Raw genomic sequence first — 25,006 nt, forward strand, 5'->3', positions numbered from 1 at the left:
GCATAATGCGGTCGGCAGGCAAAGGGCGCGATCAGCCCGTTGCGCCGAGGCTGGCCCCGAAGCGTCGTGCGACATAATCCCCGACCATCGCCTTGAACTCCTCCGCGATTCCGGCGCCCCTGAGGGTCGCGACCTTCTTGCCGTCGACGAAGACGGGTGCTGTCGGCGCCTCGCCGGTGCCCGGCAGCGAGATGCCGATATCGGCATGCTTCGACTCGCCCGGTCCGTTGACGATACAGCCCATCACCGCGACGTTGAGGTTCTCGACACCGGGATACTGGGTCTTCCATTCCGGCATCGAGCTGGAAATCCAACTCTGGATGTCGCGGGCGAGTTCCTGGAACACGGTCGAGGTGGTGCGGCCGCAGCCGGGGCAGGCGGCGACCAGCGGCACGAAAGCCCGGAAGCCCATGGTCTGGAGTAGCTCCTGCGCCGTCTTGACCTCGAGCGTACGGTCGCCGCCGGGCTCGGGCGTCAGCGAATAGCGGATCGTGTCGCCGATGCCTTCCTGCAGCAGGATGCCGAGCGCGGCGGAGGAGGCGACGATGCCCTTCGAGCCCATGCCGGCTTCGGTGAGGCCGAGATGGATGGCGTAGTTCGCCCGGCTCGCCAGCATGCGGTAGACCGTGATCAGGTCCTGCACGCCCGAGACCTTGGCCGAAAGGATGATGAATTCGCGGCCGAGGCCGAGTTCCTCGGCACGCTCGGCCGAGAGCAGGGCCGACTGGACCATGGCTTCGCGCATGATGGCGCGGGCATCGAGCGGGCGGGGGGCGCGGGCGTTCTCGTCCATCAGCGCCGTCAGCAGCTCCTGGTCGAGTGAGCCCCAGTTGGCGCCGATGCGCACCGGCTTGCCATGCTTGATCGCCATCTCGACGATCTGGGCGAACTGCTTGTCCTTCTTGTCCTTGAAGCCGACATTGCCGGGGTTGATCCGGTATTTCGCCAGCGCCTCGGCACAGGCCGGATGGTCGGCGAGCAGCTTGTGGCCGATATAGTGGAAGTCCCCGACCAGCGGCACGTCGACGCCGATGCGGTCGAGCCGCTCACGGATCTTCGGCACGGCTGCCGCCGCCTCGTCGCGGTCGACGGTGATGCGAACGAGTTCCGAGCCCTGGCGCGCCAGCGCCGCGACCTGAGCCACTGTGGCGGCGATATCGGCGGTATCGGTGTTGGTCATCGACTGGACGACGATGGGCGCGCCGCCGCCGACCGTGACGTGGCCGACCTTGACGGGCACGGTGAGCTGGCGCGCCAAGGGGCCGGCATGCTCGGGGCTCAGGCTGGAGAAGGCGCGCTCGTTCATGCGGGCTGCTCTATCACGACGCGGTGTTCCGGCAATGCTCGCATCGGCCGACGATCTCGACCATCTGATGCGAGGGCGAGAATTGCCGCGTTTCGGCGATCGCCGCCACCGCTTTCTTCATGGCGGGCGAGGAGTCCTCGTCGACGCCGCCGCAGACCTCGCAGATCAGAAAGGCGACGACCTCGTTGGCACCATGGCCGTGCAGGCAGGCGATATAGGCGTTCTTCGACGACAGGCGATGGACGAAGCCCTGTTCGACCAGGAAATCGAGCGCCCGGTAGATCGAGATCGGTGCGAGCCTGCGCCCGCCTTCCGGCGAAATGCGATCGGCAAGGTCGTAGGCGCCGACCGGGCGGTGGTCGGCATGGAGCGCCTCCAGCGCCTTGCGCCGGATGGGGGTCAGGCGCAGGCCGCGCTCGCGGCAGATCCGCTCGGCGCGGGCCAGTGCTTCCGCGGCGTGCTGGCGGTGGTCCACGGCATGACGGCAGGCGCCTTCGCCATGTGCGTGCGACGCATGGTCATGTCCGCCGTGAGGGTGCGCGTTCAGCTGCATTTTCGTCATGTTGCGTTGCGAAGACTCATCGGGCAACGTGCGGCGATATCCTGTCGGTGCATTGCCTTGTTCGAACCCGAACCTAAGCATTTTCTCCCCGATTGTCAGGAGCCTTGACGCTCATGTTCCTCAAAGACCGTACTGCCGCCATTACCGGCTCGACCTCCGGCATCGGCCTCGCCTATGCCCGCGCCCTCGCGAAGGAGGGCGCCAACCTCGTCATCAACGGCATCATGCCGCCGGCCGATGCGGAGAAGCTGCGCAGCGATCTCGAGGCTGAGTTCGGCGTCAAGGTCGTGTTCTCTCCGGCCGACATGACGAAGCCCGCCGAGATCGCCGGCTTCATCGCAGAGGGCGAGAAGGCCTTCGGCGCCGTCGACATCCTGATCAACAATGCCGGCATCCAGTATGTCGCGCCGATCGACGAGTTCCCGCTCGACAAATGGGACCAGATCATCGCGATCAACCTGTCCTCGGCCTTCCACACCATCCGCGCCGCTCTGCCGAAGATGAAGGAGAAGGGCTGGGGCCGCATCATCAACACGGCCTCGGCGCATGCGCTCGTCGCCTCGCCGTTCAAGTCGGCCTATGTCGCCGCCAAGCACGGCATCGCGGGGCTGACCAAGACGGTGGCGCTCGAGGTCGCGACCAAGGGCATCACCGTCAACGCCATCGCGCCCGGCTATGTCTGGACGCCGCTGGTCGAGAAGCAGATCCCCGACACGATGAAGGTCCGCGGCCTCACCCGCGAGCAGGTCATCAACGACGTGATGCTGGCCGGGCAGCCGACCAAGGACTTCGTCACGGTCGAACAGGTCGCGGCGCTTGCCGTCTTCCTCTGCACCGACGGGGCGAAGTCGATCACGGGCGCGACCCTGCCCATCGACGGCGGCTGGACCGCAGAGTGAGCGGGCGCTCGACCCGCCGCCCCGAGCCGGTCAAGGGGTTGGTGGGACCGAAGGCGGAGAAGACGATCTCTCTTGCCTTGCAGGGCGGGGGCGCGCATGGCGCCTTCACCTGGGGTGTGCTCGACGTCATCCTCGAGGACGGCCGCCTCGGCATCGAGGCGCTGACCGGCACCAGCGCCGGCGCCATGAACGCGGTCGTGCTGGCCGAAGGCTGGATCGACGGGGGCGCCGACGGGGCACGGGCCAAGCTCGAAGCCTTCTGGCGGGCGATCAGCGTCGACGGGAAGTATGGCGGCTCGGAGCGCTCGCTCATCGACACCATGCTCGGCGCCTGGGGCAACAACACCGGCACGCCGCCGGGCATGTTCTTCTTCGAGATGTTCTCGAAAGTGGCGAGCCCCTATGACGTCAATCCGCTCAACATCAATCCGCTGCGCGGTGTCGTCGCCGACCTGATCGATTTCGAGAAGGTGCGCGCCTGCGACGCGGTGAAGCTGTTCATCGCGGCCACCAATGTCCGTACCGGCAAGATCGCCGTGTTCGACGGCAAGGAGCTGACGGCAGATCATGTCATGGCTTCGGCTTGCCTGCCGATGGTGTTCCAGGCGGTCGAGATCGATGGCGAGGCCTATTGGGACGGTGGCTATATGGGCAACCCGGCGCTGTTCCCGCTGTTCTATCAGGCGCATTGCGACGATATCCTGCTGGTGCAGATCAATCCGATCCAGCGGCGGGAGCTGCCGACCAAGGCCCGCGAGATCCAGGACCGGCTCAACGAGATCACCTTCAACGCCTCGCTGCTGCGCGAGCTCCGGGCGATCGAGTTCGTCAATCGCCTCGTCGATGGCGGCAAGTTGCCGCGCGACGAATACAAGCGTGTGCTGATGCACCGCATCGATGGCGGCCCACCGCTGGCGGAGCTGACCTCCTCCTCGCGCATGAACGCGGAATGGGCCTTCCTGCTCAAGCTGCGCGACATGGGCCGGACGGCGGCGAAACGCTGGCTGAAGCGCAATTACGAGGCGATCGGCAAGAGCGGGACACTCGACCTGAAGGAGGCAATCGGCTGAAGCGAAGCCCTGCCGGAGCCTCCAGCCCTCATCATGAGGCTCCGCTGCCTCGAGGCAGGGCTGCCTCGGGCAGCGCCGCGGATTCTTCCCGTTTCGGCTTCGCACTTGTTCCAGCGGCGCCGCTTGCGCCAAGCTGGTCCGCGATGCATCACCGGGACTTCAGCCTCCCTTCCAGAGAGAGACGATCATCCATGCAGAAACTGGTCATCACCGCCGGCCCGTACAGCTTCGAGGGGAAGTTCGAGCTGGAAGCGGCCCCGAAGACCTGCGCCGCCTTCCTGCGGCACATGCCCTTCGTCAGCAAGATCGTCCATGTGCGCTGGAGCGGCGAGGGCGTCTGGATGCCGCTCGGCGATCTCGATTTCGGCGTCGGCTACGAGAACAACACCGCCTATCCGGCGCCGGGCCACATCATCCTCTATCCGGGCGGCGTCAGCGAGACCGAGATCCTGCTGGCCTATGGCGGCGTGCAGTTCGCCAGCAAGGCCGGGGTGCTCTCCGGCAACCACTTCATCACCCTGACCTCGGGGCTGGAGAACCTCTATACGCTCGGCCGCAAGACCCTTTGGGAAGGCGCGCAGGACATTCGCTTCGAGCTCGTCGGCTGAGTTCGGGCCATTTCCCTTCCGAGCCCCGCGATCATCCCGGGGGCAAGGCCGGGATGATCAAAGGTGGAAGTTTCAGGCCGCTGTCGGCGTATCCGCCGGCGGCGGCGATTGCGTTTTCTGGGTTGGCTGCCTGGCGATCGCGGTCGGCTCGTTCCGAGCGGGCTCGGCCGGCGGCTCCTGCGCCGGATCGGTTTCGGCCGGTGGGGGCTCTGCCGCCGCTTTCAGGCTGCCGCAGAGCGACAGCATCGCCCGCGCGATCTCGGCCTCGCCCATGATCGTCAGCGTGGCGCCGCATTTCGTCAGATGCTCGACCTCAGCGTCCGAATGGGCGCGCGCCACGATCGGCAGACTCGTGTTTTCGGCGCGCGCCTGCTGGCAGACCTGACCGGCCTCGAAGCTGCCTGGAATGGCGACGAAGAGCCGCGTCGCCCGTCCGACCGCCGCGGCGGCCAGCACTTCGGGGTCGGCGGCATTGCCGACCAGAAGCTCGGCGCCGTCGCGCTTTGCCGTCTCGACGGCATCTGGATTGTCCTCGATCACCAGGAGCTTGGCACCCTGCGCCAACAGCCCTGCGCCCAGGAGGCTGCCGACGCGACCGTAGCCGACCACGACGATGTGGTTCGACAGGTTGGTCGGCGTGATGTCGTGCTCCGGCTCGGCGGGCGGCTCCGGCGTTGCTTCCGCGGTGGCGGGGGCTGAGGCCGTCTCAGCGGCAGGAGCGCTCTCCGGTTTCGGCTTGGCGGTTGCGCCCTCGGTCGGCTTGAGGCGCTCCGCCAGCGCGAACATCACCGGGTTGAACAGGATCGACAGGATCGCGCCAGCAAGGATCAGGTCGCGCCCCTGTGCCGGCAGGATGCCGAGGCTCGCGCCCAATCCCGCAAGAATGAAGGAGAATTCACCGATCTGCGCCAGCGAGGCCGAGATGGTCAGTGCCACTGCATTCGAGCGGCCGAAGGCCCGCACGATCAGCCAGGCCGCGACAGACTTGCCGATCAGGATGATGGCGAGCGTGCCGATGAGCGCCCAGGGCGCCCGGACCAGGATGCCAGGATCGAACAGCATGCCGACCGAGACGAAGAATAGCACCGCGAAAGCGTCGCGCAGCGGCAGCGTCTCCTCGGCGGCGCGCTGAGAGAGCGGCGATTCGGACAGGATCATGCCGGCGAAGAAGGCACCGAGCGCGAAGGAGACGCCGAACAGCGTGGCCGACAGGAAGGCGACGCCGAGCGCGACCGCCAGCACAGCGAGCCGGAAGAGCTCGCGCGAGCCGGTATGGGCGACCCAGTGCAGCGCCCAGGGGATGACCCGGCGCCCGACGATGAGCATGAAGGCGATGAAGGCGGCGACCTTGGCGACGGTGATGCCGAGCACGCCCCAGAGGCCGAGATCGAACTGTGCCGCGAGCGGCGAGGAGGCGCCGGGCTGTCCGCCGTTGATCGCACTGGCGACGGCCGGGATGGCGACGAGCGCCAGCACCATCGCGAGGTCCTCGACGATCAGCCAGCCGACGGCGATCTTGCCCTTTTCCGTCTGCACCAGGCGGCGTTCCTGCAGGGCGCGCAGCAGCACCACGGTACTGGCGGTGGAGAGCGCGATGCCGAAGAGGAGGCCGGCGGTCCAGTTCCAGCCGAGCAGCAGGGCGAGACCGAGGCCGAGCAGGGTCGCCACGGCGATCTGGACGATTGCGCCCGGCACGGCGATGGCTTTGACCGAGAGCAACTCCTTCAGGGAGAAGTGCAGGCCGACGCCGAACATCAGCAGGATGACGCCGATTTCCGCCAGTTCGTTGGCGAGATTCTGGTCGCCGACGAAGCCCGGCGTGAAGGGGCCGGCGGCGACGCCGGCGAGGAGATAGCCGACCAGTGGGGATATGCGTAGTTTCTGGGCGATGGCCCCGAAGACGAAAGCAAGGCCGAGGCCCGCGACAATGATGGCGATCAGCGGGCCGTGATGCATGTGTCTCCCGAAATCCGAAGGGCAAAAATCAAGCTGGTGGAATGGTTTGCAGGATGGGGTCTGACAGCATCGATTTCAACCGAAAGACGTAGATCTTTTGTGCAGCCGGAGAAGTTTTTGAGTGCAGGTCGCCATTGGCGCCTCTTCGAGGCGGAGGCGGCCTCCGCCGGCTCAGGCCTTGGGCTTCTCCAGCAAGACCTGGCCCTGCTTCTCGACGCCGATCTTCAGCTTCTCGGCGAAAACGGCGAGCATCCAGGGCAGGGTGACCTCGACGCGCACCAGCGCATCCTCGACATCGACCCGGCCATGGACCGTGTGGCCCAGCGCCGCGACGCCGAAATGCAGGCTGTCGCCCTCCCAGCGTTCCTCGACGAGCTGCATGCGGACCATGCCGAGCCGGTCGCGGATGCGGTCGATGCCGCCACGCAGGCGATTCAGCGCAGCCTCGCGGCCGAGGTCGTGGGAGATGGAGATCGAGACGGGCTTGGCCATGGCATTCCGGAAGATGAGTGTCGGGCTGACCTGCCACATGGCAACGGCGCCGGAGGATTTCCAGCGCCGTTGCAAGAATGGGTCGATTTGGCAAGCCGCGCTCCAGCTGAAGCGCGCAGAGAGGGAGACGGATCAGCTCCGCTCGCTCAGTCGCCTCTGGCCGGTCTCGGTGACACGCCAGATCGCGCCGTCGGCCTCGACGAGGCCGCGATCCTTCAAGGCGTGAAGCATCGTCTCGTCGAAAATGAAATGCTGGGTCTCTTCCTCAATGCTCTCGAGCGCAATCCATTCGGGATCCGAGAGGATGGAGGGATGCGCGATCTGGAGGTGCTGAACCTGCATAAGCGTCTCCTTCTCGTTTTGATGCCCCTGTTGCCCGCTGAAATCGCACCCAATCTGGGCGCCGTGATGGCCGAAACATTATACCTTGATGACAAGCCAATTCAGGCTTCCGGCGGGAACCCATCCGGCGATCATCGGTTCACTGGCCATGATCTCTTTTGGAAATGGAGGGTCCACGATGGCCACCAACAGCTTCCCGCCCGAGATGCCGAAGGACGCCGAAGAGCTGCGCGAGGAGGCCGGAGCGACGGTGCGCAGCCTGCGCGCCAAGGCGAGCGATATGGCCGACAGGGCCAGCGAGGCCGTGAAGGACCAGTACGCGCGGGCGAAGGAGGCTGTGACCGAGGCCGAACCGCTCGAGACCGCCCGTCAAGGCGGGCAGGCCGTGGTGAGCGCGGTCGAGCGGCATCCGCTCGCGGCTTTCGGGCTCGGCGCGATCAGCGTCGGCCTCATCGCCTGGGCCACCATGCGCAGCAGCACCCCAGCCTCGCGCTGGGAGCGCTACCAGCCGGATTACGGTCGCTGGCGCAGCTGGCTGCAGGATTACGGCTCAGGCGCTGCCGAGGCTGGCGACCGGGCCATGCAGGCCGGCGGCAAATGGCTGCGCAGCCACCGCCGCGAGGCCGAGGAATACGCCGATCGCGCGAATGACTATGCGGCACGAGCCCGCGAATATGCCGATCTCGGTGGACGCATGCTGGTGAAGCGCGCCGAGCGTGAACCGGTCGCGGCGCTGATCGGCGCCGGAATCGCGGTCTACCTCATCGGTTCGTTGCTGTCGGCGGCTTCGAGCCGCGCCGAGGCCGCGCCGGCTACGCCGCGCCGCCGGACTGGCAAGCGCTGAGGCGAGAGCGGTTCAGCGCGCCGGCCCAAAAAGAAAGCCCTGCGGCACGCCGCAGGGCTGATTGTCTTGGTTTGGAGGGCACGCCCGGTGAGGAGCGGCCCGTCCGATCACCACCAGTAGCGGCGCGGGCCGTAATAGCCGTAGCCACGATAGTAGTGGCGGTCGGCGCTGGCGGCGATGGCGCCACCGACGACACCGGCGGCGACGCCAGCGGCGACGGCCGAGCCGGCCTCGTTCGACGCGCGACGGTTCTCGACATAGTTAGCCGAGCGGCACTGCTGATAAGCGCGGGTGCCGGGGCGGAAGCCCTGCGACTCGCACGTGACTTCGGCGTCGGCCATCGACTCCTGCGCGGTCTGGCAACCGGCGAGAAGAGCGGCCATGGCCCCTACGATCAGAATGCTACGCATATTCGTTCCTTTGCAGCCTCCCATTGGCCTGCCCGGACTTAAAAGCAGCCGTGTGGGCAGGTCAAGAATGAGTGTCGGGTTTGAGTTAAGTTCGCACGGCTGTTTTGTGGCAATTGTGTCGGAATCCAGTTTGCGGCAGTCATTCGCGAAGGTCATCCATGGGGGAGACTTGCGCTTCGCAGTGATAAAGCACGTCCCGAATGGCGCCGGGCTTGCATTTGTGCGAAAGCGGCGGAACATGTGTTCGACGCTTCCGAGAGAGATCATCCGGCCGTGACGATGAAGCCGCGTTTCCTGATTCTTCTGCCCGCGCTTCTGCTCGGCGCCTGCGCCTACCAGACTTCGCGCAGCAGTATCGTGGTGGTGACCAACACCCAGGGTGTCATCGAGAACTGCCAGAAGCTTGGCGAAGTCGACGGTGCGTCGGGTTTCGGCTCGGTCGTCCCGGTCGACAAAAATCGCGAAATGGCGCTGACCCGGCTCAAGATTCGCGGCGCGGAGATGGGCGGCACCCATGTCTTCTCCGACATCGCCGACATCAAATGGGCCGGCGGCAAGACCACCGGCACCGTCTACAAGTGCAATCCGGGCTAGATTGCAGGGCAAGCCGAACGCTCCGTTTCATGCGATCCCCCAAAGGCCGCATGAGGCGATGGAAGCGGTAAAGCGGCGCTGGAGCGTCCTCCGTTCGAAGGAGCTCCGGTGTGGCGGTCCTCAGCTCTTCAGCAGCCACTCATGCTCGGCGGCGTTGTGGAATTTCCAGGTCCGCTTCGGGCCGGCCATGACATTGAGATAATAGAGATCGTAGCCGTGGCAGGTGGCGCAGGGGTGATAGCCCTTCGGCACCAGCACGACGTCGCCATCCTCGATCGCCATGGCCTCGTCGAGGCTGCGATCATCGGTGTAGACGCGTTGGAAACCGAAGCCCTGCGGCGGGTTGAAGCGGTGGTAGTAGGTCTCCTCCAGATAGGATTCGCGCGGCAGATCGTCCTGATCGTGCTTGTGCGGCGGATAGCTGGAGGTGTTGCCGGCCGGCGTGATGACCTCGACCACCAGGAGCGAGTCCGCCGGTTCGTTCTCGGGCAGGATGTTGGTGACGTGGCGGGTGTTGGAGCCCTTGCCGCGAATCTCCTGGCCCAGATCGTCCGGCCTGATGAGGCGCACCGGCAGCCCACCGTTCAGGCCCGGCGCCGTGCAGACCGCCAGTTCGAGGTCGGTGGTGGCGGTGACGGACCAGTTCGAGCCCTGCGGGACATAGACCGACCAGGGCTTGCCTTCGAAGGGACTCATGCGCTGGCCGAGCTCGCCGAGATCAGCTCCACCTGCCGTGGCAATGCCCTTGCCGGTGACGAAGACGAGGCAAGCCTCACGGTCGCCGGTTTTCGCCGAGACCGTCTCGCCCGGTTTCAGGCGATGGAGATCGAAGCCGACATGGGTCCAGCCGGCGCTCTCCGGCGTGACGTGGGTGACGCGGCCGCTCTTGTCCTTGGGGCGAATGCGGAGATGGGACATTGCGGTCCTCCGTTCAGGCCAGTCCAGCTTCCTTGATGAAGCGCGTCAGGTTGGCGTGGCCGAGCTTGGCATAGGTTGCCGGCTCCGCCTTCTTCGGATCCTGCTCGGCCTCGACCACGATCCAACCGGAATAGCCCTGCAGCTCCTTGAGCACGCGGGCATAGTCGATGAGGCCGTCACCCGGGACGGTGTAGACGCCCGCGAGCACGGATTCGAGGAAGGACCAGTCCTCGCGATTGGAGCGCCACATCACCTCCTCGCGGATGTCCTTGCAGTGGACGTGGTGGATGCGTGCCTTCCAGTGACGGGCGACGCGGGCGGGATCGCCGCCGCCCCAGGTGGCGTGCCCGGTGTCGAGCAGCAGGCCAACGGTCGGGCCGGTGACGCCCATGAACCGGTCGATCTCGGCCTCCGTCTGCACCACCGTGCCCATATGGTGGTGGTAGACGAGCTGCAGGCCGTATTCAGCCTTCACGGCTTCCGCGAAATGGGTGTAGCGCGCGCCGAATTCGTCCCAACGGTTCTTCGGCAGGACGGGCCGGGCCGAGAGCGGCCGGGTGATGTCGGAATGGATCGCGTTCGAGGTCTCGGCCGCGATCAGCACCGAGCAGCCCATGTCGCGCAGCAGCGTCGCATGGGCCTTCACGGCTTCCATCTCGGCCGCGACGTCGCGGACGAGCAGTTCGGTCGAGTACCAGCCCGAGACCAGAGCATGGCCATGGGCTTCGAGGATCGGCTTCAGCTTGGCAGCTTCGCGCGGAAACTTGTTGCCGAGCTCCATGCCAATGAAACCGGCCTCGCGGGCCTCCTTCAGGCAGGTCTCGAGCGGGATGTCGCCGCCGATCTCCAGCATATCGTCATTCGACCAGCCGATGGGGTTCGCGCCGATGCGGATCATGTCAGGGGTCTTTCTCGCCTAGGGAACGGCTTCAGTTGCCGATAGTCTGACGCTTGCGTCGTTCGTCGTAATTCGCCCGCGCCGTACGCACCTGCGCGCGCTCGCTGACCTCGGGCACCGCGACATCCCACCAGGCGCCGCCGGCTCCCGTCGAGATCAGCGGGTCGGTGTCGATCACGATGACGGTCGTGCGGGGATTGGCCTTCGCTTGCGCCAGAGCGGCTTCCAGCTCGGCGATCGAGGCTGCTTTCACCGCGATCGCGCCCATGCTGGCGGCATGCTGGACGAAGTCGATCTCCGGCAGGGTCTCGTGCCGGGCGTCCTTGAGCAGGTTGTTGAAGCTCTGGCCGCCGGTCGCGTTCTGGAGACGGTTGATGCAACCGAAGCCCCGATTGTCGAGCAGGACGATGGTGAGCTTGAGGCCCAGCATCACCGAGGTCGCGATCTCGGAATTGAGCATCAGGTAGGAGCCGTCGCCGACCATGACGACGACCTCCTTGTCGGGCCGCGCCATCTTGGCGCCGAGCCCGCCGGCGATCTCGTAGCCCATGCAGGAGAAGCCGTATTCGGCGTGGTAGGAGCCGGGCGCGCCGGCTTGCCAGAGCTTGTGCAATTCGCCGGGCAAGCCGCCGGCGGCGTGAAGAAGAATGACATCGGAGCCGAGCGTGCGCTGCACCGCGCCGATGACCTGCGCGTCAGAAGGCAGAGCGGCGTTCGTGGCGGCGGTCACCATGTCCGCCTCCTGGCGCCACTCGACCTTGCCGGCCTTGGCATTGGCGGTCCAGCTCTCCGGCGCCTTCCAGCTGCCGATGGCCTCAGTCAACTCGGCCAGCCCCTCGCGGGCATCGGCGACCAGCGGCAGGGCACGATGCTTGCCGGCATCGAAAGGCTGGACGTTGAGGCCGACGATCGCCTTCTGCGCAGCACCGAACAGCGCCCAGGAGCCGGTGGTGAAGTCCTGCAGGCGCGTGCCCACCGCGAGGATGAGGTCCGCCTCGGCGGCGAGGCGGTTGGCCGCGCTGGTACCGGTGACGCCGATGGCGGCCATGTTGAGAGCGTCGTCGTCGGGCAGGGCGGATTTGCCGCCTTGCGTCTCGCAGACGGGGATGCCGGTGGCGGCCGAGAAGCGAGCAAGCACGTCGCTGGCGCCGGAATAGAGCAGGCCGCCGCCGGCGACGATCAGCGGCTTCTTTGCAGCCTTCAAGGCTGCGGCTGCAGCCTTCAGCTCGACGCGGTCCGGCCGCGGTCGACGCGGTGTCCAGACGCGTTCGGCGAAGAAGCTCTCGGGATAATCATAAGCCTCGGCCTGCACGTCCTGGCAGAGCGCGAGCGTGACGGGGCCGCACTCGGCGGGGTCGGTCAGCACCTGCATGGCGCGGGCGAGCGCGGGAATGATCTGCTCGGGCCGGGTGATGCGGTCGAAATAGCGCGACACCGGCCGGAAGCAGTCATTCGCCGAGACGGTGCCGTCGCCGAAATCCTCGACCTGCTGCAGGACGGGATCGGGAATGCGGTTGGCGAAGACGTCGCCCGGCAGCAGCAGCACCGGCAGGCGGTTGACATGGGCGAGCGCCGCGGCCGTGACGAGATTGGTCGCGCCGGGGCCGATCGAGGTGGTCGCGGCCATGAAGCGGCGGCGCATGTTGGCCTTGGCATAGGCGATGGCCGCGTGGGCCATGGCCTGCTCGTTATGGGCACGGAAGGTCGGCAGGCGCTCGCGCTCGTGCCAGAGCGCTTCGCCGAGGCCTGCGACATTGCCATGACCGAAGATCGCCCAGACACCGCCGAAGATCGGCAAGCGCTGCCCGTCGATCTCGGTCATCTGCGCGGCGAGATAGCGCGTCAGCGCCTGCGCCATGGTGAGGCGGATCGTGCCAGTCATGATCGTCGATCTCCGGAGCCGAAAGCTATGCTGCTTTCCGGCCGCGCGTGGCAAGCCAGAGACCGGTCAGCGTCTCGAAGCGCTTCGCCATGTCGGCGATGGCGGCCTCGTCGTCGAGCTTGCCGGAAAGCCAGCCTTCGGCGGCGTTCATGAAGATGGTGCGGCCGACGGCAAAGCCCTTGACGATGGGGGCGCCAGCCGTCGCCGCGAAACCGGCCTCCAGCTCCTCGGCCGGGGCATCGAGCCCGAGCAACAGGACGCCACGGCACCAGGGGTCGTGCTTTGCGATGGTCTTCTCGATCGCGGCCCAGGCGGCTGGGGAAGACTGCGGCTCCAGCTTCCACCAGTCAGGCTTGATGCCAAGCGCGTAGAGTTCTTCCAGCGCGCGGGCGACCGTGTCCGGGCCAAGCGGGCCGTTCTTGCCGGCGATGATCTCGATCAGCAATTCACGGCCGACCTTGCGCGCCGCCTCGAACAGGCCGCGCAGTTTCTCCTGCTGCTCGCGCTTCAGCTCGGACGCATCGTCCGGATGGTAGAAGCAGAGCGCCTTGATGCAGTGATCGACCGGCCATTCCGGCAGGAGCGACCCGACATCCTGGCTGGTCTCGAAGCGCAAGGGGCGCGAGCCCGGCAGCTCGACCGGGCGGCCGAGCCAGGTGAAGGGATGGCGGGCGAATTCGAACATCGCCTCGCGGCCGTGTTTTTCGTCGAGCAGCATGCCGTAGCCAGGGCGGCCATCCGCGACGCGGGCGGCCGCCTTGACCGCGAGTACCTTGAAGTCGCGGATGCGGGACGGGGCGGCGCCGAGTTTCGTGGCGAGCTCGTCCAGCTGGCTGCGGTGGTCGCAGGCGAAGGCCATCAGCGAGGGGATGTCGCGGCGGCGCGTCGTCGCCCAATGAATGTGGTTGATGTCCTCGTCCTTGCGGAGCGCCCGGTGTGGGCTGCCGTGCTCGAGGAAATATTGCAGCTCCTCGAAAGTCGGGCTCTCCGGCGAGCAGAGCAGGCGGGAGACGGCGAAGGCGCCGCAGGCATTGGCCCAGGTCGCTGCGGTCTGCAGGCTTTCGCCGCCGAGCCAGCCGCGCAGGAAGCCGGACATGAAGGCGTCGCCGGCGCCGAGCACGTTATAGACCTCGATCGGGAAGCCCTTTCCGACGATGCCATCCTCCAGATCGTCGGAGATCGCGCCTTCATAGACGATGCAGCCCATCGGGCCGCGCTTGAGCACGATGGTCGCCGGCGTCAGCGAGCGGATCGTCTTCAGTGCCGCCAGCAATTCGCTCTCGCCCGAGGCGATCAGCACCTCCTCTTCGGTGCCCACGATGAGGTCGCAGCCAGGCAGGACCGTCTTCATCCGCTCGGAGACGGCCTGCGAGGCGATATAGCGGTTGTCGCCGGCATCGTGGCCGGCGAGGCCCCAGAGATTGGGGCGATAGTCGATGTCGAGCACGACCTTGCCGCCGTTCTCGCGCATCAGCTTCATCGCCTTGCGCTGGGCGGCCTCCGGCTTCGGACGGGCGAAATGCGTCCCGGTGACGACGACGGCCCGCGCCCGGGCGATGAAAGCGGGGTCGATATCGCCTTCCTCCAGTGCGATATCGGCGCAATTGTCGCGATAGAACAGCAACGGGAAGGATGTGTCGCTCTCGACCGAGAGGATGGCGAGCGCGGTCAATCGTTCGGGGTCAGTCTTGAGGCCGTCTAGGTTCACGCCTTCGCGGGCCAGCTGCTCGCGCAGGAAGCGGCCGAACTGCTCGTTGCCGACGCGGGTCAGGAGCGCCGAGCGCAGGCCGAGCCGGGCCGTGCCGATGGCGATGTTCGCCGGACAGCCTCCGACCGATTTGGCGAATGAGGTGACGTCTTCCAGCCGCGAGCCGATCTGCTGGCCGTAGAGATCGACCGAGGCGCGGCCGATGGTGATGACGTCGAGCGCCTGCGTCGATCCGCTGAGCGGTCCCGTCATGTGTTCCTCCCGGCTGCGCTGCTCGTCCGGCCGAACGGCCTGATCGCCGGCATGAAATGATAATTCCATTATTTCGTCAATGCGGAATGGATATTCCTAAACGGTGAGCGGCCGAAGTTCAGCCGCGGCCACGCCGCTTGCCCCTGCCGCGGCCGGCGCGGCGGGCCTCGCCGATGCCGACGGCAAGCGCCATGGCGAGCGCCATCGTCGAGGAGAGGGTGCGGAAACCGCCGAAATCGGCTTCGGCGACCTCGAACCAGAGCTTGGCGACATTGGCGAGCGGCGAAAACGCGCTGTCGGTGATGGCGACGAGCGGCACGCCACGTTCGGCGAGCCCGCGGGCATCCTCGACGGTGGCCGGCGCATAGGGGGAGAAGCTGACGACCAGCACGGCGTCCTTCGGCGTGGCGAAGGCGATCATCTCGGGGTCGAGCCCGGCGGCCGATTCGACGAGTTGATAGCGGACACCGAGCTTGCCGAGCGCATAGGCGAGATAGCTCGCCACCGGGTAGGAGCGGCGTCGGGCGAGGATATAGAGCGTCTCGGCGCCGGCCAGCATCTCGATGGCGCGGTCGAGCGTGCCTTCGTCGAGGCTGCGGCTCATCACATCGAGGGATTTGCGCGAGGCGGTGAGGAAGCCATCGAGGATGCGATGATTGCCGCCAGCGGCGCCCTCATCGGCCCGCAAGGTGTTGAGCCGTTCCTCATAACTCGAATTGCGCTCGCGCAGCCGCTCGCGGAAGACCACTTGCAGGCTGGTGAAGCCGTCGAAGCCGAGATGTTGGGCGAAGCGGATCAGCGTCGAGGGTTGCACGCCCGCCGAGATCGCGATGCTGGCGGCCGTGCCGAAGGCGATCTCATCGGGATTGTCGAGCGCATAGGCGGCGATCTGCGCGATACGCTTGGGCAGGCTTTCGCGTTGACCGAGGATAAGGGCGCGCAAGCCGTCGAAATCGCGCGGCAGGTCTGCGGTCGCCGTCTCGCTCATCCGAAGCCCGTTCCCGTTGCGGATTCTGGTTGCGCGCCCTTTCTGGCAGCGAAGCCGGAATGGAGCAAGCGTTCCAGCAGGGGAATGAACAGTCGGTGCTCAGCCCAGCGGCGCGGTCGCGCAGCTCTGGCCGCCATCGACCGGCAGGCAGACCCCGGTGATGAACTTGGCCTCGTCGGAGGCGAGGAAGACGGCGGCGTTGGCGATGTCCCAGGCCGTGCCCATCTGGCCGAGCGGCACCAGCGCGTTGCGGGCGGCGACCATCTCCTCGACCGAGGCGTATTGCGTGGAAATCTGCTTGTAGATCAACGGCGTGTCGATCAGCCCGGGCATGATGCAGTTGGCGCGGATGCCCTGCCTTGCATATTGCATCGCGAGCGCGACCGTCGCCTGGTTCACCGCCGCCTTGGTGGCGTAGTAGGCGAAGTAGGGGTAGCCGGTCCAGCGGATGGCGGCGAGCGAAGAGATGTTGACGATGGCGCCGCCGCCGCCCTTCAGCATCGCCGGAATCGCCGCCTTGGCGCAGCGATAGACCGAGCCGAGATTGAGCTGGAGCGAGGCCTCGAACTGCTGTTCCGACAGCTCGACCGGCCCGCCCATATGGGTGACGCCGACATTGTTGTGCAGGATATCGAGCCGGCCGAAATGCTTTGTCGTTTCGGCAATGCAGGCTTCGACCGAAACGAGATTCGTGACGTCGGCAGCGAGCGCCAATGCCTTGCCGCCTTCGCTCGCGATGATGGCTGCTGTTTCCGCGGCGGCGTCGCGGTTGAGGTCGATGCAGGCGACGCCGGCGCCCTCGCGGGCATAGGCCACGGCCGCGGCCTTGCCATTGCCCCAGCCGGGGCCGGAGGAGCCGGCGCCGAAGACGATGGCGATCTTGCCCTTCAGCCGGTCGGCCATGGTGTTCAGTCTCTCGATGTCAGAAATAGGCGCGGGTCATCCCGGACAAGTGGCGAATCCGCACCGATCCGGGATGACCTTTGTGGGGTGGTTGTCGGCCGATCAGCTCAGTGAGCTGCCAACGGCCTTCTCCAGGATGCCCCAGGCCTCGTCGCCGTACTTCTTCTTCCACTCGGCGTAGAAGCCGGCCTTGCGCAGCGCGTCGCGGAAGGCATCGGCCTTGGTCTCGTTGATGACCATGCCCTTCGACTGCAACTCGCCCTGAAGCCCGGCATTGAGCTTGGCGACGTCGTCACGCTCCAGCAGCGCCGCGGCGTTGATGTTCTTGGCGACGATGGCGCGCAGGTCCTCGGGCAGCTTCTCCCAGGCGCGGCGGTTGGCCAGGAACCAGAAGCCGTCCCACATGTGGTTGGTCAGCGAGAGATACTTCTGCACCTCGAAGAGCTTGGCCGTCGAGATGATGGCGAGCGGGTTCTCCTGTCCGTCGACGATCTTGGTCTGCAGCGCGGTGTAGACCTCGGCGAAGTTGATCGAGGCCGGGGCCGACTGGAAGGCGGTGAACATCGAGGTCCAGAGCGGCGAGACCGGCACGCGGATCTTGAAGCCCTTGAGGTCGTCGGGCGTGGCGACCGGGCCCTTGGACGAGGTGATCTGGCGGAAGCCGTTGTCCCAGATCTTGTCCATGACGACGAGGTTGGCCTTGTTGATCTGGCCGCGGACGTAGGTCCCGAGCTCGCCGTCCATCGCCTTCCAGACCGCGTCGTAGTTCGGGAAGGCGAAGCCGATGCCGGAGAGCGAGGCGTTGGCAACCAGCGTCGACAGGATCAGCGGCGACAGCGTGAAGAACTCGACGCCGCCCGAGCGGACCTGGCTCAGCATGTCGGTGTCGGAGCCAAGCTGGTTGTTCGGGAAGATCTGGATCTCGACGCGGCCCTTGGTCTCTTCCTTGATCTTCGCCACCGCCTCGTTGGCGCGCATGTTCATCGGGTGCGCGACGGGCAGGTTGTTGGCGTATTTGTAGGTGAACTCGGCGCTCTGCGCGTTGGCGCGGCCGATGTGGAACGTGCCGATCGCGGAGGCGGCGGCTGTCGCCTTGAGCAGGCTGCGGCGTGAGATGGTCATGGGCGTTTCTCCTTAGGCTCTTGGTTTCTTGTCCGGCGTGGCGGCTAAAGCACCCAGGTCGAGAGGCCGGGGACGAGGGCGATGACGACGAGGCCGACGAGCAGGGCGATGAGATAGGGCCAGATCGCGCCCATCGCCTCGTCCGGCGAGACGTTGCCGATCTTGCAGGCGATGTAGAAGCCGATGCCGATCGGCGGCGTCATCAGGCCGATATTCATCGCGGTGACGACCACCATCGAATAATGGACGTCGTTGATGCCGAGGTTCTTGGCGATGGGGAACATCAGCGGCGCCATCAGCACGATCGCCGGCAGGCCCTCGAGCACGCAGCCGAGGATCATGAAGACGACGATAGTGACCGCCATGAAAGTGAGCCAGCCGCCGGGCAGGTTCGCCATGAAGGTGGCGAGGTCCCGGGCGAAGCCGGTCTGGGTCAGGGCCCAGGCCATGGCCAGCGCCGTGCCGAGGATCATCAGGATCGCACCGGAGAGCGCAGCCGTCTCGACCAGCATCCGGTAGAATTTCTGCACGCCGATGCCGCCATAGAGCACGATGCCGATGATCAGCGCATAGAGCACGGCGATGGTCGAGACCTCGGTCGCGGTGGCGACACCACCGCCGACCGCGGCGCGGATGATGAAGGGCAGGACAAGGGCCGGGCCCGCGACCAGCGCCGTCTTGCCGATGACGGCAAAGGGTGCGCGGCGCACGTCCTTCATGTCCTCCGCCATCGCCTTCCAGCGGGCGAGGCCGGCGAGTGCGAGGAGCAGCACGCCGGCGATGACGAAGCCGGCGTTGAACAGGCCCGCGATCGAGACACCGGCGACGGAGCCGAGCACGATCAGCACGATCGAGGGGGGTACCGTGTCGGCCATCGCCGCGCCGGTGGAGAGCAGCGCGATCAGGTCCTTGGGCTTGTAGCCGCGGCGCTTCATCTCCGGGAACAGGGCGGGCGCGACCGTCGCCATGTCCGAGACCTTCGAACCGGAGATGCCCGAGACCAGGAAGAGCGAGCCGAGCAGCACATAGGACATGCCGGCGCGAACATGCCCGAGCATCGAGGCGAGGAAGTCGACGATCGCCTTGCCCATGCCGGTGGCATCGAGAATGCAGCCAAGCAGCACGAAGATCGGCACCGAGAGCAGGATGATGCTCGACATGCCTTCGTCCATGCGCCCGACCATGACGATCAGCGGAACGCTGGTGGAGAAGGCGAGGAAGCAGAGCGTGCCGAGCCCGAAGCAGAACGCGATCGGCACGCCGGCGATGAGGCAGAGCGCGACCACGCCGATCAGGAAGATCAGGATGTTGAAATAGCCGAGCCCCTTCAGCGCTGGCCCGAGCAGCCAGAAGGCGAGGCCGGCGCCGCCGACGACCAGGCCCGCGAGGGCGAGATCGGAGAGGCGCGCCGTCTTGAACAGGTAGCGCAGGGTGAGCAGCCCCATCAGCACGATGCCGACGGCGATGGCGGAGACGCGCCAGCTATTGGGAATGTTGAGCGCGGCCGAGGTGACATAGCTCTCCTCGACGGCATACTCGATCGCCGGATCGACCATCGCCGCGAGGAAGGCGGTGACGGAGACGAGGGCGAGCGTCTCGACGAAGCCGCGCAGCCGCTCCGGCATCATGCCGACGAAGAGCGTCAGCCGCAGGTGCTCATTGCGGTCGATGGCGATGGCCGAGCCCAGCATGGCGAGCCAGATGAAGGAGATCGAGGCGACCTCGTCGACCCAGACGAAGGGCAGCGAGAAGACATAGCGCGAGGTGACGCCGAGCAGCAGCACGCAGATGATGAAGGCGACGAGGGCGGCGGCGACGAATTCGACCGGGCGCATGATCGGGGAGCCGGGGCGCGCGCCTTCGTTCTCGCTCAGATTCTCGGGGATCGTCAGCGTATCGACGACGTCGACCATGCCGCGACCTCAGATGCGGCTGACCGGGCGCGTCGCGCCCGCTACGCGGATTGGCTCGGGGGCCATCGTTCCGTCCTCCCTCCGCGCCGATCTCGCTGTGCTGTCGGCGTCGATTGTGGTCCACACTGTGAATAGCTACGCAGCGGAACGTCAGGCAGATTACACGAGGAGGGCGGCATTGCAATCCGCAATGCGCCAATCTACGGTTAGCCCATAAGAACAAGGTCCATATCATGGACTGTTCGGAGGATGGGTTGCCGCATCAGAATGCCGCGTCGGGCGCCGGCTTGTCCGGTTCGCAGAGCGTCGACCGCGCGCTCGGGCTGCTCTCGCTGATCGGGCGCGAGCCGGCCGAGGGGCTGCCGCTCGGCGAGATCGTGACCGGGAGCGGACTCAACAAGCCGACCACGCGCCGGCTGCTGCTGGCGCTGATGCGGGCCGGACTCGTCGAACAGGAGCCGCAGACGCGGCGCTATTGCCTGGGCGAGGAAGCTTTCGTGCTCGGCGTGTTGGCGGCGCGCCGGCACGGCCTGCTCGAGATGGCGATGGACAGTCTGCGCCGGCTTTCGGGCGAGACGCAGGATACGAGCTTTCTGACCGTTCGGCGTGAGACCTACGCGATCTGCCTGCATCGGGAGGAGGGGACCTATCCGGTGCGCACCCATGCGCTGCAGACCGGTGACCAGCATCCGCTCGGGGTCGGCGCCGGCTCGCTCGCGCTTCTGGCTGCGCTGCCGGACGGGGATGTGGACCGCATCATCGCGGCCAACGAGGCGGTGTTGCTGACGCGCTATCCGGGCTTCGCGCCCGATGCGATCCGGGCCGACATCGTCGCGACGCGCGAGCGCGGCTTCTCGCTCAATCCCGGCCGGCTGGTCGCGAGCTCGTGGGGGATGGGGCGGGCGTTCCGCTATCCGGACGGGCGCGTCGCCGGCGCGCTGTCGATCGCCGCGATCGACAGCCGCATGACGCCGCATCGGCAGGCTGAGCTTGCGGCATTGCTGGCGCGTGAAGGCGCCCGGATGGAGGCACTGCTGGCGCCGATGTTCCTATCGAAACGGGGCGACAGGCCCATGGCGGCGGTCGCGCCGCGACCGATAGAGACAGGGAGAGCCAAATGAGCTCCGCAACTGCAGCCCCCGTCGGAGGCGTCGTGCCGATGTCGCGCCGGGTGATGAACCTCGCCCATATCGTGACGCAGAATTCCCGGCGCCTGCCGGAGCATGCCGCCTTCATCCAGGGCGATCTGCGGCATGACTGGGCGGCGTTCGACACGCAGGTCTCGGCGCTGGCCGCTGGGCTGAGGGCGCAGGGCATCGGCAAGGGCGACCGCGTGCTCGTCCACTCCAAGAACTGCGACGCGATGTTCGTCTCGATGTTCGCGACCTTCAGGCTTGGCGCCGTCTGGGTGCCGACCAATTTCCGCCTGATGCCGGACGAGGTCGCCTATCTGGCCTCGGCCTCGGGTGCGAAGGCTTTTCTCTGCCATGGCGATTTCCCGGATCATGCGGCGGCGGTCGCGGCTGCCAGTCCGGCGCCCGAGTTCATCTGGCGGATCGGCGCGGGGAGCCTCGGCGAGGACGAGGTCGGTGCTGTGATCGCGCGCCATCGCGGCGAAAAGGTCGAGAACGTCGCTGTCGAGCGCGACGATCCCTGCTGGTTCTTCTTCACCTCGGGCACGACCGGACGCTCCAAGGCGGCGGTGCTGACCCATGGCCAGATGAGCTTCGTGGTGACGAACCATCTCTGCGATCTCGTGCCGGGCTCGACCGAGGCCGACGCCTCGCTCGTCGTCGCGCCGCTCTCGCATGGCGCTGGCGTGCATCAGCTTATGATGTCGGCGCGCGGCGCGACCTCGATCCTGCTCTCGACCGAGCGTTTCGACGTCGACGAGGCCTACCGGCTGATCGAGAAATACCGGGTAAGCAACATCTTCACCGTGCCGACGATCCTGAAGATGCTGGTCGAACATCCGGCGGTCGACCAGCATGATCATTCGAGCCTGCGCTATATCATCTATGCCGGCGCGCCGATGTATCGCGAGGACCAGAAGGCGGCACTGAAGAAGCTTGGCAAGGTGATCGTGCAGTATTTCGGGCTGGGCGAGGTCACCGGCAACATCACCGTGCTGCCGCCGGCCCTGCACGAGCCCGAGGACGGGCCGCATGCGCGCATCGGCACCTGCGGCTTCGAGCGCACGGGTATGCAGGTCCAGATCCAGGACGAGGAGGGCAAGGAGGTTCGGCCTGGCGTGCAGGGCGAGATCTGTGTGATCGGGCCTGCGGTCTTCGCCGGCTATTACGACAATCCGGAAGCCAATGCGAAGTCCTTCCGCGACGGCTGGTTCCGCACCGGGGATCTCGGCCACATGGACGAGCACGGCTTCGTCTACATCACCGGCCGGGCCTCGGACATGTACATCTCCGGCGGCTCCAACATCTATCCGCGCGAGATCGAGGAGAAGATCCTGACCCATCCCGCCATCGCCGAAGTTGCTGTGCTCGGCGTGCCCGATCCGGTCTGGGGAGAGATCGGCATCGCGGTCTGCGTGGCGCGGCCGGGTCAGAGCGCGACGGAAGGCGAGATCGCGGATTTCCTCGGGCCCAAGATCCCCCGTTACAAGATGCCGAAGCGCTTCCTGTTCTGGGAGGCGCTGCCGAAATCGGGCTATGGCAAGGTGCCGAAACGCTTGGTGAAGGACGAGCTGGAGAAGCGCGGCGAGCTCGACTTCCTGAAGGGCAATGCGTCGTGAGGCGGATCGAGCAGCCGGGCACCGGCACGCCGGAACGCATCCAATGGGTCGAATGCGCCGGGCGCGTCTTCTCGCTGACTCTGCCGGCCGGCGCGCTGCTGCTGGAAGCTGTGCGGGACGGCTTTGCGGCAGCGGGCTTTGCTTCGGGCGTCGTGAAGCTCGACGGGCTGGGGCTCTCGCCTTTCGCCTATGTGATGCCGGCGCTGTCCAAGACGCCGGAACATGCAGCCTTCTACAGCGAGACGTTCAGGCCGCAGGCCGGCGCGCGCATCGAGGTCGGGGCGATGACCTTCGGCCAGCGTGACGGGGCGCCCTTCTTCCATGCCCATGCCGTGTGGGTGGAGGGCGATGGCAAGCGCAGCGGCGGGCATATCCTGCCGGACGAGACGACCGTGGCCGAGACGATCACGGTGGAAGCTATCGGGCTCGATGGTGCGGTTTTCACGGCTGAGCCGGATAGCGAGACGCATTTCAAGCTGTTCGAGCCGGTGACAGCAGCATCCGGGGGTGCAGGGGCAGGGCGGTTTTTTGCGCTGCGCGTGAAGCCGAATGTCGACTTCTGTGGGTCGTTGGAGGCGTTCTGCGCCGAACGCGGCATTAGCGAGGCGGTGATCCATGGCGGCGTCGGCTCGACCATCGGGGCGCGGTTCATGGATGGCGGGGTGGTCGAGAATTTCGCGACGGAGGTCGCGATTACGGAAGGGCGGATCACGCGAGAGGCGGACGGCTTCGAAGCGGCGATCGATGTCGCCTTGGTGGACTATAGCGGCGCGCTGGCGAGCGGGCGGCTGAAGCGCGGCGACAACCCGGTGCTGATGACCTTCGAGCTCGTGTTGGAGGCGCGTTGACGCCTCGGTCGTCAGCCGTCCCGCTGCTTCTCGATTTCCCGATTGCGCAAATCCTTGCGCATGATCTTGCCCGTCGCGGTCAGCGGGAGTTCCGTCACGAACTCGACCTCGCGCGGATATTGATAGGCCGCCAGCCTGTCGCGGACGAAGGCCTGGATCTCGGCAGCAAGCTCGGCTGTCGGTGTCACATCCGGCTTCGGCAGCACGAAGGCCTTGACGATCTCGGTGCGGATCGGATCGGGCACGCCTACGACCGCGACCATCAGCACGGCCGGATGGCGAATGATGCAGTCCTCGATGTCGCCCGGCCCGATGCGGTAGGAGCCTGAGGAAATGATGTCGTCGTCGCGGCCCTGGAACCAGAAATAGCCTTCCTCGTCGCGGGCGCCGGTATCGCCGGTGACGAGCCAGTCGCCGATGAATTTCGCCGCGGTGGCCTCGGGCTGGTTCCAGTATTCCAGCATCATCACCGGATCGGGCCGTGCGACCGCGATCAACCCCTGCTCGCCGGTCGGCAGTTCGCGGCCTTCAGGCGAGATCACCGCGACGCGGTGGCCGGGAACGGCGCGGCCCATCGATCCGGGCTTGATGGGGTAGAGGCTCGCGCAATTGGCGACGAGCAGGTTCGCCTCGGTCTGGCCGTAGAACTCGTTGACCGGGAAGCCGAAGGTTTCGCGGCTCCAGTCGAGCATATCGGCGCCGAGTGTCTCGCCGCCGGTGCCGATCGAGCGCATGGCATAGCCGAACCGCTTCGGATCGCTGACCTGCCGCATCAGCTTGAGCGCGGTCGGCGGCAGGAAGGCGTTGCGGACCTTGTGCCGCGCCATCAGGGCGAAGGCGGCCTCGGGATCGAATTTGCGGGCACGCGAGGCGAGCACCGGCACGCCGCAATAGAGGCTGGGCAACAGCACATCGAGCAGGCCGCCGATCCAGGCCCAGTCGGCCGGGGTCCAGAACAGGTCGTGAGGTTGAGGGAAGAACTCCTGCGGCATCTGCACGCCCGGCAGATGGCCGAGCAGGACGCGATGGGCATGCAAAGCGCCTTTCGGCTTACCCGTGGTGCCGGAGGTGTAGATGATCACGGCCGGATCGTCGGACCGCGTATCGGCGGCGGTGTAGCTGTCGGAGGCCTTTGCCATCTCGGCTTCGAAATCGAGATGGCCAGCGCCGCCGACGACGAAGATCTTGCTCAGGTTCGGCAGCGTGCCGCGGATCGCTTCGACCTTGTCGATGTTCTCCGCGTCGGTGACGAGAACGCTCGCGCCGCTGTGGCCGAGGCGGTGCTCCAGTGCCTCGGGGCCGAACTGGATGAAGAGCGGCAGCGCGATGGCGCCGCGTTTATAGGTTCCGAGATGGGCAATGGCGGTCTGTGGCGATTGCGGCAGCAGGATACCGACGCGTTCGCCCGGCCCGATGCCGTGGGCGGCGAGCAGATTGGCGAAGCGGTTGGAGGCGCGCGCGAGCTCGTCGAAGGAAAGCGTCGCGACCCGGCCAGCCTCTTCCTCGAAGATCAGGGCGGGTTTGCCCGAGCCATCGGCATGAGCGTCCGAGCAGGCGGTTCCGATGTTGAAGCGCTCGGGGATGCGCCAGGCGAAGCGGCGCAGCGTGTCGTCATAGCTCGTGCCGCGCTTCAGCATAGGCCCTCTCCGCTCTTCTCATGCGTTGAGGCCGATCCTGCCCAGCCGGCATGGAGGCTGGCAAGCCCGGCAGGGGCGTCATAGGCTTTGCACGGATACGGG

At 66.5% G+C, this 25,006-nt stretch carries 23 protein-coding genes; 8 read left to right on the forward strand and 15 right to left on the reverse strand.

The window, feature by feature from the left end; all coding sequences use genetic code 11:
- Nucleotides 1–31: 31 nt before the first annotated feature.
- Together ispG and CE453_RS08010 are read right to left on the reverse strand one after the other, a co-directional pair.
- Nucleotides 32–1,306: a flavodoxin-dependent (E)-4-hydroxy-3-methylbut-2-enyl-diphosphate synthase gene (gene ispG, locus CE453_RS08005; RefSeq protein ID WP_089174108.1), complete on the reverse strand. Its 1,275-nt coding sequence runs from the start codon at nt 1,304–1,306 to the stop codon at nt 32–34.
- 13 nt (nt 1,307–1,319) lie between these two features.
- A complete protein-coding gene (locus CE453_RS08010) occupies nt 1,320–1,868 on the reverse strand; it encodes a Fur family transcriptional regulator (protein WP_248307993.1) in 549 nt (182 codons plus the stop codon).
- Nucleotides 1,869–1,981: 113 nt separating this feature from the next.
- Here CE453_RS08010 and CE453_RS08015 point away from each other — a divergent pair, with 113 nt between their 5' ends.
- The 3 genes from CE453_RS08015 to CE453_RS08025 all read left to right on the forward strand — a co-directional run bounded on the left by CE453_RS08015 (nt 1,982) and on the right by CE453_RS08025 (nt 4,445).
- Nucleotides 1,982–2,767 (forward strand): 3-hydroxybutyrate dehydrogenase, encoded by a 786-nt coding sequence (locus tag CE453_RS08015; protein ID WP_089174109.1) that lies wholly within the window; start codon nt 1,982–1,984, stop codon nt 2,765–2,767.
- A complete protein-coding gene (locus tag CE453_RS08020; RefSeq protein WP_089174110.1) occupies nt 2,764–3,837 on the forward strand; it encodes a patatin-like phospholipase family protein in 1,074 nt (357 codons plus the stop codon). Before CE453_RS08015 ends, CE453_RS08020 begins: the two co-directional genes overlap by 4 nt.
- 191 nt (nt 3,838–4,028) lie before the next feature.
- Complete coding sequence (locus CE453_RS08025) at nt 4,029–4,445, forward strand: DUF3830 family protein (RefSeq protein ID WP_089174111.1); 417 nt, start codon at nt 4,029–4,031, stop codon at nt 4,443–4,445.
- 72 nt (nt 4,446–4,517) lie between these two features.
- Here CE453_RS08025 and CE453_RS08030 read toward each other — a convergent pair whose 3' ends face one another.
- The 3 genes from CE453_RS08030 to CE453_RS08040 form a co-directional block, all read right to left on the reverse strand.
- Complete coding sequence (locus tag CE453_RS08030) at nt 4,518–6,401, reverse strand: cation:proton antiporter domain-containing protein (RefSeq protein WP_089174112.1); 1,884 nt, start codon at nt 6,399–6,401, stop codon at nt 4,518–4,520.
- A 171-nt stretch (nt 6,402–6,572) separates the two neighbouring features.
- On the reverse strand, nt 6,573–6,893 hold the full coding sequence (locus CE453_RS08035) for a polyhydroxyalkanoic acid system family protein (protein ID WP_198302293.1): 321 nt from the start codon (nt 6,891–6,893) through the stop codon (nt 6,573–6,575).
- 132 nt (nt 6,894–7,025) lie between these two features.
- Nucleotides 7,026–7,235 (reverse strand): hypothetical protein, encoded by a 210-nt coding sequence (locus CE453_RS08040; RefSeq protein ID WP_089174114.1) that lies wholly within the window; start codon nt 7,233–7,235, stop codon nt 7,026–7,028.
- Between the two features lie 178 nt (nt 7,236–7,413).
- On the opposite strand from CE453_RS08040, the gene CE453_RS08045 reads away from it, so the two are divergent.
- The gene (locus tag CE453_RS08045) at nt 7,414–8,079 is read left to right on the forward strand and encodes a hypothetical protein (RefSeq protein ID WP_089174115.1); all 666 of its coding nucleotides are present in this window, start codon (nt 7,414–7,416) and stop codon (nt 8,077–8,079) included.
- A gap of 107 nt (nt 8,080–8,186) precedes the next feature.
- Here the strand turns inward: CE453_RS08045 and CE453_RS08050 are convergent, their stop codons facing one another.
- Nucleotides 8,187–8,489: a hypothetical protein gene (locus CE453_RS08050; protein WP_089174116.1), complete on the reverse strand. Its 303-nt coding sequence runs from the start codon at nt 8,487–8,489 to the stop codon at nt 8,187–8,189.
- 273 nt (nt 8,490–8,762) lie between these two features.
- On the opposite strand from CE453_RS08050, the gene CE453_RS08055 reads away from it, so the two are divergent.
- Nucleotides 8,763–9,083 carry a DUF4156 domain-containing protein gene (locus CE453_RS08055; protein WP_157732944.1) on the forward strand — a complete coding sequence of 107 codons (321 nt, stop codon included), beginning with the start codon at nt 8,763–8,765 and terminating at the stop codon, nt 9,081–9,083.
- Nucleotides 9,084–9,203: 120 nt separating this feature from the next.
- Here CE453_RS08055 and iolB read toward each other — a convergent pair whose 3' ends face one another.
- From iolB to CE453_RS08095, 8 genes are all read right to left on the reverse strand, one after another.
- Nucleotides 9,204–10,001, reverse strand: a complete 798-nt coding sequence (gene iolB / locus CE453_RS08060; protein WP_089174118.1) for a 5-deoxy-glucuronate isomerase — start codon at nt 9,999–10,001, stop codon at nt 9,204–9,206.
- A gap of 13 nt (nt 10,002–10,014) precedes the next feature.
- Nucleotides 10,015–10,899, reverse strand: coding sequence for a myo-inosose-2 dehydratase (gene iolE, locus CE453_RS08065; protein ID WP_089174119.1), 885 nt, complete (start codon nt 10,897–10,899; stop codon nt 10,015–10,017).
- 31 nt (nt 10,900–10,930) lie between these two features.
- Nucleotides 10,931–12,781, reverse strand: a complete 1,851-nt coding sequence (gene iolD / locus CE453_RS08070; RefSeq protein WP_089174120.1) for a 3D-(3,5/4)-trihydroxycyclohexane-1,2-dione acylhydrolase (decyclizing) — start codon at nt 12,779–12,781, stop codon at nt 10,931–10,933.
- A 25-nt stretch (nt 12,782–12,806) separates the two neighbouring features.
- A complete protein-coding gene (locus tag CE453_RS08075) occupies nt 12,807–14,741 on the reverse strand; it encodes a bifunctional 5-dehydro-2-deoxygluconokinase/5-dehydro-2-deoxyphosphogluconate aldolase (protein ID WP_089174121.1) in 1,935 nt (644 codons plus the stop codon).
- A gap of 118 nt (nt 14,742–14,859) precedes the next feature.
- Nucleotides 14,860–15,729 (reverse strand): MurR/RpiR family transcriptional regulator, encoded by an 870-nt coding sequence (locus tag CE453_RS08080; RefSeq protein WP_089174122.1) that lies wholly within the window; start codon nt 15,727–15,729, stop codon nt 14,860–14,862.
- Nucleotides 15,730–15,828: 99 nt separating this feature from the next.
- Nucleotides 15,829–16,632, reverse strand: coding sequence for an SDR family NAD(P)-dependent oxidoreductase (locus CE453_RS08085; protein WP_089174123.1), 804 nt, complete (start codon nt 16,630–16,632; stop codon nt 15,829–15,831).
- Between the two features lie 102 nt (nt 16,633–16,734).
- Complete coding sequence (locus CE453_RS08090) at nt 16,735–17,754, reverse strand: TRAP transporter substrate-binding protein (RefSeq protein WP_089174124.1); 1,020 nt, start codon at nt 17,752–17,754, stop codon at nt 16,735–16,737.
- Between the two features lie 44 nt (nt 17,755–17,798).
- Complete coding sequence (locus tag CE453_RS08095; RefSeq protein ID WP_089174125.1) at nt 17,799–19,667, reverse strand: TRAP transporter large permease; 1,869 nt, start codon at nt 19,665–19,667, stop codon at nt 17,799–17,801.
- Between the two features lie 254 nt (nt 19,668–19,921).
- Between CE453_RS08095 and CE453_RS08100 the strand changes: the two genes are divergently transcribed.
- The 3 genes from CE453_RS08100 to CE453_RS08110 are packed head-to-tail and all read left to right on the forward strand — an operon-like array spanning nt 19,922 to nt 23,267.
- Nucleotides 19,922–20,788, forward strand: a complete 867-nt coding sequence (locus tag CE453_RS08100) for an IclR family transcriptional regulator (protein ID WP_248307994.1) — start codon at nt 19,922–19,924, stop codon at nt 20,786–20,788.
- Nucleotides 20,785–22,419, forward strand: a complete 1,635-nt coding sequence (locus tag CE453_RS08105; RefSeq protein WP_089174127.1) for an acyl-CoA synthetase — start codon at nt 20,785–20,787, stop codon at nt 22,417–22,419. The genes CE453_RS08100 and CE453_RS08105 overlap by 4 nt, the downstream gene beginning before the upstream one ends.
- On the forward strand, nt 22,416–23,267 hold the full coding sequence (locus tag CE453_RS08110; RefSeq protein ID WP_089174128.1) for a PCC domain-containing protein: 852 nt from the start codon (nt 22,416–22,418) through the stop codon (nt 23,265–23,267). Before CE453_RS08105 ends, CE453_RS08110 begins: the two co-directional genes overlap by 4 nt.
- 11 nt (nt 23,268–23,278) lie before the next feature.
- Here CE453_RS08110 and CE453_RS08115 read toward each other — a convergent pair whose 3' ends face one another.
- Nucleotides 23,279–24,904: an acyl-CoA synthetase gene (locus tag CE453_RS08115; RefSeq protein ID WP_089174129.1), complete on the reverse strand. Its 1,626-nt coding sequence runs from the start codon at nt 24,902–24,904 to the stop codon at nt 23,279–23,281.
- Between the last annotated feature and the right edge of the window lie 102 nt (nt 24,905–25,006).

The organism is Bosea sp. AS-1, from assembly GCF_002220095.1.
Classification (GTDB): Bacteria; Pseudomonadota; Alphaproteobacteria; order Rhizobiales; family Beijerinckiaceae; genus Allobosea.

What these genes read in the sequence shown, in the direction of transcription:
- ispG (WP_089174108.1), bottom strand. Translation starts at nt 1,306, where the DNA reads ATGAACGAGCGCGCCTTCTCCAGCCTGAGCCCCGAGCATGCCGGCCCC.
- CE453_RS08050 (WP_089174116.1), bottom strand. Translation starts at nt 8,489, where the DNA reads ATGCGTAGCATTCTGATCGTAGGGGCCATGGCCGCTCTTCTCGCCGGT.
- CE453_RS08090 (WP_089174124.1), bottom strand. Translation starts at nt 17,754, where the DNA reads ATGACCATCTCACGCCGCAGCCTGCTCAAGGCGACAGCCGCCGCCTCC.
- CE453_RS08075 (WP_089174121.1), bottom strand. Translation starts at nt 14,741, where the DNA reads ATGACGGGACCGCTCAGCGGATCGACGCAGGCGCTCGACGTCATCACC.
- CE453_RS08010 (WP_248307993.1), bottom strand. Translation starts at nt 1,868, where the DNA reads ATGACGAAAATGCAGCTGAACGCGCACCCTCACGGCGGACATGACCAT.
- CE453_RS08105 (WP_089174127.1), top strand. Translation starts at nt 20,785, where the DNA reads ATGAGCTCCGCAACTGCAGCCCCCGTCGGAGGCGTCGTGCCGATGTCG.
- CE453_RS08115 (WP_089174129.1), bottom strand. Translation starts at nt 24,904, where the DNA reads ATGCTGAAGCGCGGCACGAGCTATGACGACACGCTGCGCCGCTTCGCC.
- CE453_RS08045 (WP_089174115.1), top strand. Translation starts at nt 7,414, where the DNA reads ATGGCCACCAACAGCTTCCCGCCCGAGATGCCGAAGGACGCCGAAGAG.
- iolD (WP_089174120.1), bottom strand. Translation starts at nt 12,781, where the DNA reads ATGACTGGCACGATCCGCCTCACCATGGCGCAGGCGCTGACGCGCTAT.
- CE453_RS08085 (WP_089174123.1), bottom strand. Translation starts at nt 16,632, where the DNA reads ATGGCCGACCGGCTGAAGGGCAAGATCGCCATCGTCTTCGGCGCCGGC.
- CE453_RS08035 (WP_198302293.1), bottom strand. Translation starts at nt 6,893, where the DNA reads ATGGCCAAGCCCGTCTCGATCTCCATCTCCCACGACCTCGGCCGCGAG.
- CE453_RS08015 (WP_089174109.1), top strand. Translation starts at nt 1,982, where the DNA reads ATGTTCCTCAAAGACCGTACTGCCGCCATTACCGGCTCGACCTCCGGC.
- CE453_RS08040 (WP_089174114.1), bottom strand. Translation starts at nt 7,235, where the DNA reads ATGCAGGTTCAGCACCTCCAGATCGCGCATCCCTCCATCCTCTCGGAT.
- CE453_RS08095 (WP_089174125.1), bottom strand. Translation starts at nt 19,667, where the DNA reads ATGGTCGACGTCGTCGATACGCTGACGATCCCCGAGAATCTGAGCGAG.
- iolB (WP_089174118.1), bottom strand. Translation starts at nt 10,001, where the DNA reads ATGTCCCATCTCCGCATTCGCCCCAAGGACAAGAGCGGCCGCGTCACC.
- iolE (WP_089174119.1), bottom strand. Translation starts at nt 10,899, where the DNA reads ATGATCCGCATCGGCGCGAACCCCATCGGCTGGTCGAATGACGATATG.
- CE453_RS08080 (WP_089174122.1), bottom strand. Translation starts at nt 15,729, where the DNA reads ATGAGCGAGACGGCGACCGCAGACCTGCCGCGCGATTTCGACGGCTTG.
- CE453_RS08030 (WP_089174112.1), bottom strand. Translation starts at nt 6,401, where the DNA reads ATGCATCACGGCCCGCTGATCGCCATCATTGTCGCGGGCCTCGGCCTT.
- CE453_RS08025 (WP_089174111.1), top strand. Translation starts at nt 4,029, where the DNA reads ATGCAGAAACTGGTCATCACCGCCGGCCCGTACAGCTTCGAGGGGAAG.